The organism is Pseudomonas sp. ES3-33 (assembly GCF_000952175.1).
Classification (GTDB): domain Bacteria; phylum Pseudomonadota; class Gammaproteobacteria; order Pseudomonadales; family Pseudomonadaceae; genus Aquipseudomonas; species Aquipseudomonas gregormendelii.
In genome coordinates this window covers 1-895 of the sequence record NZ_JZRI01000129.1, presented here as the reverse complement: position 1 = coordinate 895, position 895 = coordinate 1, and the positions used below count along the sequence as shown (strand labels likewise).

1 protein-coding gene is annotated in these 895 nt (G+C 48.6%); it reads right to left on the bottom strand.

The annotated features are described in order from the left end of the window. Positions 1–213: 213 nt before the first annotated feature. The gene (locus UB23_RS21850; RefSeq protein WP_045061367.1) at positions 214–891 is read right to left on the bottom strand and encodes a heavy metal response regulator transcription factor; all 678 of its coding nucleotides are present in this window, start codon (positions 889–891) and stop codon (positions 214–216) included. Between the last annotated feature and the right edge of the window lie 4 nt (positions 892–895).

The window sequence follows — 895 nt, the reverse complement described above, 5'->3', positions numbered from 1 at the left end:
GTCTAATGAGAATTACTTATTTGTAATTTCCAACCGTTATCCTCACAAGCTCAGTGAAGTAACATAATCAGCCAAGCACAGTGCTTCCCCACCCCGAAGACGATTTTCGTAATCTAATAGAACTGTGATTTTAGAGTGGCATTTGTGTGTTCTGTTTATAAAGTTGTTGCCGATTATTTCACATAACTTCAAAATTCGAGGGATTAAGAGGGCTCATTGATCACGCTTTTCGAGAACATATCCAACACCGCGCAAGGTATGGATTAGCTTGTTGTTGAAAGGATCATCAATCTTGGCCCGAAGCCTTCTCATCGACACTTCAACAACATTGGTGTCGCAATCAGCACTCCGCCCCCAGACAGAGGACATGATTTGCGTGCGCGACAGCGCCGTACCAGTCTGGCGCATCAAGAGGTATAGCAGGGCGAACTCCTTGGTGGTCAGCTCAATCCGCTGCTCGCCTCGGAAGGTCCGGTGTCTACCAAGATCGAGTTCCAGGTCCCCGACACACAGCACGTCGGGCAATGCCGACAATACAGCGCGACGCATCAGAGTGCGTACTCGGGCCAGCAGCTCTGGAAACTCAATTGGTTTGACCATGTAATCGTCCGCGCCTAGGTCGAAACCCTTGATTTTTTCCTCCAGACTACCTTTAACGGTAAGTATCATGATGGGCGAAATAGTGACCTTGCGAATACTTACAAGTAGGCCCCAATCGTCACGTTGCGGTAGGTTTGCGTCAAGCACTACAAGATCATAAGCCTGTTGGCAGACCAAGCGTAAGCCATCGATTCCGCTGGCGACGCAATCAACGATAAATCCGCTTTCGGTCAGCCCCTGGTGCAAATAATGGGCAGTTTTCGGCTCGTCTTCTATCTGTCTCTTATACACATCT